This window comes from Bifidobacterium sp. UBA744, from assembly GCA_002298605.1.
Classification (GTDB): domain Bacteria; phylum Actinomycetota; class Actinomycetes; order Actinomycetales; family Bifidobacteriaceae; genus Bifidobacterium.
Genome location: DBKS01000038.1, coordinates 992 through 7,402, shown reverse-complemented (window position 1 = coordinate 7,402; position 6,411 = coordinate 992). Strand labels below are relative to the sequence as shown.

Here is a 6,411-nt window from a genome sequence, read left to right as displayed (position 1 = left end):
GTGTCGAACAACGTCTGGAATATTTCATCCGCCCGCTGGTGCAGATGCTCTTTCTGATCCGGGGTCTGCGCGGAATCGTCGATCAGCAGATCGACGCGACGACGTGCGTCCCCGCCTTGGGCGACCTCGTTGAGCACCATGGAATGCGTGATCTTCAGATGCGGTGTCAGGGTTTCGGGGGCGGCGTCGATGAGTTTGTCGAAAGTGTTTCGGTTCCAGGTGACGAATCCCTCCGGCGCTTTCTTGCGCTTGACTTTCTTGAGCTTTTTGGGATCTCCTCCGGCCTTGGCGATCGCCTTTTGGTTTTCGATCTCGAATTCCGGTGCCTCGGCGATGACCAGCCCCTCGGTGTCGAATCCCATGCGGCCGGCTCGCCCTGCGATCTGATGGAATTCGCGGGCGCGCAGTCGGCGCATCTTGGTGCCGTCGAATTTGGTGAGCGCTGTGAGCACCACGGAGTGGATCGGCACGTTAATGCCCACGCCCAGGGTGTCGGTGCCGCAGATCACCGGCAACAGACCCTGTTGCGCCAGCTGCTCCACCAGACGACGATAGCGGGGGAGCATGCCGGCGTGATGGATGCCGATGCCCGTGCGCAGCAGGCGCTGCAGGATCTTGCCGAAGGCGGTGGTGAATTTCACTCCCTTGATGGCCTGCGCAATGGCGGTTCGCTGTTCCTTGGTGCTTACTCCCGTGGAGGCGAGCGCGTTGGCGGTGTCGAGCGCCGCGTCCTGCGAGAAGTGGACGACGTAGATCGGTGTCTCCCTGCGTTGACAGGCGAGTTCCACGGTGCGTTCCAGCGGGTCGAGCGTGTATTCGTAGCTGAGCGGCACCGGTCGCGGCGCATCGGCGATCACGTCGACGTCCGGGGTGTCGTTCAATGTGGAGAGCTTGTCCGCAATGGCGTCCACGTTGCCGAGTGTGGCGCTCATCAGCAGGAATTGGGTTTGGGGGAGCGTAAGGAGCGGCACCTGCCATGCCCATCCGCGTTCGGGGTCGCCGTAGTAATGGAATTCGTCCATGGCGACCAATCCCACGTCGGCGTGGCTGCCTTCGCGCAGGGCCTGATTGGCGAGGATCTCGGCGGTGCAGCAGATGATCGGCGCGTCCGCGTTGATATGGCTGTCGCCGGTGATCATGCCCACCTTGTCGCGGCCGAACACCGCCACCAGATCGAAGAATTTTTCGGATACCAGCGCCTTGATCGGGGCGGTGTAGTACGAGCGGCGGCCGGTGCACAGGGCCGCGAAATGCATGCCGAGGGCGACCAGCGATTTGCCCGAGCCGGTGGGCGTGTTGAGGATCACGTGATCGCCGGCCAGGATGTCGAGAATGGCCTCCTCCTGATGGGGCCAGGGCTCGATGCCTTTGACGTCGGCGACCCAGTTGAAGAAGCGCTCATATATTTCGTCGGCGTCGATATTGCGCGCGCCCGCCCCGCTGTCGCCGCCGCCGTCCCAATTCGGGGCCAGGGCTCCCAGTGATCCGTACGTCTTGTCCTGCTCGTCGCTCATAGCTTCCCAGTGTAATGCGGGGCGGGGCCGCCGGCCGGGCCCTGTGCGGCTCTTGCGGTGTGGGCTGCGGGACGGTTGTTCGAACGGTTGTTCGATGGCTGCGATATGATGGCGGCATGACTCAGGTGCAGGATTTGTTTGGGGCGGCTGACGCGCCCGATGACATGACGCGTCCGTTGGCGGTGCGCATGAGGCCCGACACCGTGGATGAGGTGCTGGGGCAGTCTCGTGTGCTGGCGGAGGGCTCGCCCCTGCGCCGGTTGGCCAATCCAGCCAGCCGTGGGTCGTTGACCGCGCCAAGCTCGGTGATTCTGTTCGGTCCTCCCGGCGTGGGCAAAACCACCTTGGCATATATCGTGGCCAGGCAATCCGGCCGAGCCTTCGAGGAATTGTCCGCGGTGACCTCTGGCGTAAAGGACGTGCGCGATGTACTGGCCCGCGCGAAGCGACGGCTGGTGTCCGAGGGGCGGGAAACCGTGCTGTTCATCGACGAGGTGCATCGCTTCTCCAAATCACAGCAGGACGCCCTGCTGCCCAGTGTGGAGAACCGTGACGTGACCTTCATCGCCGCCACCACCGAGAACCCCAGTTTCTCGGTGATCAAACCATTGCTGAGCCGTTCCGTGGTGGTCAAGCTCGAATCCTTGGAACCTGCTGACCTCGTCACGCTGGTCAAACGCGCCGTCGCCGATCCGCGAGGGCTCAAAGGGGAAGTCGAGATTTCCGACGAGGCGATTGACGAAATCGTTCGCATGGCTGGCGGCGATGCCCGAAAAACCCTGACCATCCTCGAGGCCGCCGCAGGCGCGCTCACCGGCGACCGTCGGCAGGCTGATGACGAACAACGCCCGTGCATTACGCCCGACATCGTCAGCAAGGTGATGGACGTGGCCACCGTGCGCTATGACAAGGACGGGGACGACCATTACGACGTGATCTCCGCCTTCATCAAGTCCATGCGCGGGTCCGACGTGGATGCGGCGCTGCATTATCTGGCGCGCATGCTCAGAGCCGGGGAGGATCCCCGGTTCATAGCTCGGCGCATTATGATCGCGGCGGCCGAGGAAGTGGGCATGGCGGCTCCGCAGGTGCTGCAGGTCACCGTCGCCGCGGCGCAGGCCGTCGCCATGATCGGCATGCCGGAGGCTCGCATCATTCTTGGCGAAGCTGTCGTCGCCGTGGCCACCGCGCCCAAATCCAACGCCAGCTACAATGCCATCAACGCCGCGCTCGCCGATGTGGATGCCGGCAACATCGGCCAGGTGCCGTTGCATTTGCGCAACGCCCCCACGGCCCTGATGAAAAGCTGGGGCAATCACAAGGGCTATCAGTATGCCCATGACGCTCCGGGGGCCGTGGCCGCCCAGCAATATATGCCCGATGAGCTCGTCGGTCGCGAATATTACCATCCCAATGACCGAGGGTATGAGCGTGAGCTTGGCCCGCGGCTGGAGCGCATCCGGGCCATCCTGCGTCAGGGTGAGCCGGGGCGCCGCGCGGAATCGGCCAAGGGGTAGCGTCGCGCCGCCATGCCGCTGGCTCCGCCGGCGTTTATCGTGTCGTTGGCCGGACCGCCCGTGGTAAGGTGGGCGGTGCCCGGGCCTGTTGCCGGGCAGGCTGGTAAGCCTCATATTCCATTGTGATCATCACGAACCATTATTTTTTCTGTGCAAGAGGAGCCTCCATGCCTGATTCCGAACGTATCGCGCCCAAACTCGTCGGATCCATCGTTTCGGTGGGGGCGTTGGCGTTCATCGGGATTCTGACCGAAACCGTCATGACCGTGTTGTTTCCGCAGCTGATGGCCGAATTCAACGTCGATATGGCGACGGTGCAGTGGATCACCACCATTTACCTGGTGACGGTTGCCGCCACCATGCCGATCTCGTCGTTCCTGAAGCGTCGATTCCCGTTGAAGGCCATTTTCGCCGCGGCGGTGCTGCTGGCGCTGGTCGGCTCGCTGATCATGATCGTCGCCACGGCGTTTCCTCTGCTTATCGTCGCGCGCGTGATCCAGGGCATGGGCTCCGGCATTGCGACCCCATTGATGATGAACATCATCCTCGAGCAGTCGCCGCGCTCCAAGGTCGGCCGTCTGATGGGCTTCGGCTCGCTGGTGATCGTCGTCGCCCCGGCGATCGGACCGACGGTTGGCGGGGCCGTGACAAGCGTGCTGCCGTGGCGGGCGATTTTCGTCGGGGTGGTTCCTCTCATGCTGATCGCCCTTGTGGTGGGCCTGCACTGCATAGAACAGCGGACCCCCACCGAGGACGCCCAGCTGAATCCGCTGCAATTCCTGTCGATCGTGATCGCCCTGATCTCATTGGTGCTGGCGCTGAATCAGGCCGGAGTCGCCATTTCCAATATGGCCATGGGCGTTTCGGCGGGTATGTCGCTGACGGTTGCGGTGCTGAGCCTGGTGATTGGGGTCGCTTCGCTGGCTTTCTTCTGCTATGCCTCCAAGCGGGCCTTCTCGCCCCTGCTGCGTCTGGGCATTTTGAAGGATCCCGCGGTGTTGCTGCATCTCATCGCATTCCTGATGCTGCCCATGGTCGGCATCGGCTTTGGCTATGTGATCACCAATGTCGCACAGCTCGCGCTGGGCGCCGACGCGTTCCTTGCCGGTGTGCTGGTGCTGCCGGGCGCGTTGATCGGTGCGTTCCTGGCGCCTGTGGGCGGGTGGCTGTTTGACCGGTTCGGTCCGCAGAAGCCCATTCTTGCCTCATTCGGCATCGCGCTTGTCGGACTGCTGCTGCTATGCGTCTTCGCGATGCGTTTGACGCCCGCCATGCTCGCCGGCTTCTATTTCATCTTCGGTGCCGCCTATGCGGTCGGCAATGCGAATGTGATCACCAGCGCGCTGGTTGACGTGCCCGGACAGCTCAAACCGGACGGAAACGCCATCTTCAACACTTGCCTGCAATTCGGCGGGGCTGCGGGAACCACGCTGTTCTCCACGCTTATCGCGGTTGCCCAGGCGGGCCACGGCGGCAAGGGAAGTCCCGAATTCATGCATGCCACGGCGGTGGGCGGCGCCTGGACGTTCGGCGCCATGATGGTGATCTGCGTCACCGGATGGCTGTGTCTCGCCCTGGCGTTCAGGATCCGAGCGCATCGCGCCTCGCATACGGGCAGAGCCTGAGAGCGGCGCCCGAGAAGCATCGCGTATCCTTATCTGCATATCCTGCACAGTTGGAGTCTTTCTGCATCCAGTCAGGCTACAATGCCGTACGTGGGTCAGTCGGCACAGCAGGGCGAACGATATCAGCGCGGCACGCGCAGCTATACCATGTCGCATATTCACAGCAAGGACACGTCCATTGAGGTGATGGTCCGCCGCTATCTGTTCGCCCGGGGATTCCGGTTCCGCAAGAACGACAAACGATATCCGGGGCATCCGGATATCGTGCTGCCGCGCTGGAAGACAATGGTGTTCGTCAACGGCTGTTTTTGGCATATGCACGAGGGATGCTCCAAGCACAGCATGCCCAAATCGAATGTGGAGTTTTGGACGGCGAAACTACTGCGCAATCGCGAACGCGATCGTCTGCAGCGTGAGCAGCTTGAGGCTATGGGCTGGCGGGTGATAACGGTGTGGGAATGCGAACTTGGGCGCAAGGAACGCGACGCAAGACTCGAGCGGCTGGTTCGGCAGATCAGGGAGCTGCCGGAGCCCGAGCCGGAGCCGTGCCGGTAGGGCGTCATGACACGCAAAGTCCTGTGCGACCTCTAGGTTGGTGGCTTTGTGCGTCAAGTCACAAGGGCTTGACGGCGACCTAGAAGGAGTATTGTATGGGCGCAGAGAAGAACGAGAAGAAGTCGTCAACAGGCAAGATCGTCGGCATTGTCGTGGCCGTCGTCGTGGTGGTCGTGCTGGTCGTGGCCGGCGTGATTTTCGCGAATCAGCGCAACGCCAAGTCGTCCTCCTCCGAGGCGACCGCAACATCCGCCCAGTGCGACGCGAACGTCAAGGCCCTGAACGCGCATATCAGCGCGCTGAAGACGACCATCGAATCGGCGCAGGAACTGTCCGGCGTCACCGCGGATCAGGTTGCCGATCCCAGTGTGCTGACCGATCTCGCTGATAGTCTGAAATCAGCGGAAGCTGTGAACACCGAAGTGCCCACCTGCCCCGCCGACGGCAAGGCCTCGGATTTCCAGGCGGCCATCGATACGGCGCGTTCGCGTAGCGAAGAGGTCCGTGGCGCCACCAACGGACTGGATGCCGCCGTGAAGGTGGTCACCGCTTCGCAGAAGGCCAAGACTCAGGGCTGATAGCCGATGCAACGGCTTGTTGATTGATGGGGGATGATGCGTGATGCGCGTTGTGGATTTTGACGGGACCGTGTATCGGGGGGAAAGTCTGTTCGACTTCTATCTCTTCACGGCCAGGCGATATCCCAAGGTGCTGGGGTGCCTCGCCCCAGTGCTGCGCCACGCCATCAACTACAAGCTCAACCGGGCGTCGCTCGACCAATTGGAGACATCCATTTCAGCGGTCGGGCGACGCTACCTCGATATTCTCGATTCCATTCCCGGAACCGATGTCTCGTCGATGGTCGGCGACTATTGGGATCGCAATATCCATCGCATCAAAAGCTGGTATACCCCGAAGCCGGATGATATCGTGCTCACCGCGTCGTTCGACATCATTGTCGCGGAGGCGTGTCGCCGGTTGGGCGTCAAGACCTGCATCGCCTCTCAGGTTGATCCGGTCACCCACGAGCTCGAGTGGCTGAACTTCGGCGACAACAAGCGCAAACGGCTGCTGCAGGTGTTGGGTGCCGACGCGCGTGTCGATGAGTTCTACACCGATGCGCTGTACGACCAGCCCATGATCGATATGGCCGAGCATGCGTTTCTGATCAGAGGCGATAAGCTGACGCAGGTCAAATGA

6 protein-coding genes are annotated in these 6,411 nt (G+C 62.2%); 5 read left to right on the top strand and 1 reads right to left on the bottom strand.

Annotation, left to right across the window (positions count from 1 at the left end):
• On the bottom strand, window positions 1–1,514 hold a 1,514-nt coding region (locus tag B2994_RS03900), incomplete at its 3' end, for a DEAD/DEAH box helicase (RefSeq protein WP_291527073.1).
• 116 nt (window positions 1,515–1,630) lie between these two features.
• Between B2994_RS03900 and B2994_RS03895 the strand changes: the two genes are divergently transcribed.
• From B2994_RS03895 to B2994_RS03875, 5 genes are all read left to right on the top strand, one after another.
• Window positions 1,631–3,031 (top strand): replication-associated recombination protein A, encoded by a 1,401-nt coding sequence (locus B2994_RS03895; RefSeq protein WP_291527072.1) that lies wholly within the window; start codon window positions 1,631–1,633, stop codon window positions 3,029–3,031.
• 167 nt (window positions 3,032–3,198) lie between these two features.
• The gene (locus B2994_RS03890) at window positions 3,199–4,656 is read left to right on the top strand and encodes an MFS transporter (RefSeq protein WP_291527071.1); all 1,458 of its coding nucleotides are present in this window, start codon (window positions 3,199–3,201) and stop codon (window positions 4,654–4,656) included.
• Between the two features lie 81 nt (window positions 4,657–4,737).
• Window positions 4,738–5,211: a very short patch repair endonuclease gene (locus tag B2994_RS03885; protein ID WP_291527070.1), complete on the top strand. Its 474-nt coding sequence runs from the start codon at window positions 4,738–4,740 to the stop codon at window positions 5,209–5,211.
• Window positions 5,212–5,306: 95 nt separating this feature from the next.
• A complete protein-coding gene (locus tag B2994_RS03880; RefSeq protein WP_291527069.1) occupies window positions 5,307–5,789 on the top strand; it encodes a hypothetical protein in 483 nt (160 codons plus the stop codon).
• 43 nt (window positions 5,790–5,832) lie between these two features.
• On the top strand, window positions 5,833–6,411 hold the full coding sequence (locus B2994_RS03875) for a haloacid dehalogenase-like hydrolase (RefSeq protein WP_291527078.1): 579 nt from the start codon (window positions 5,833–5,835) through the stop codon (window positions 6,409–6,411).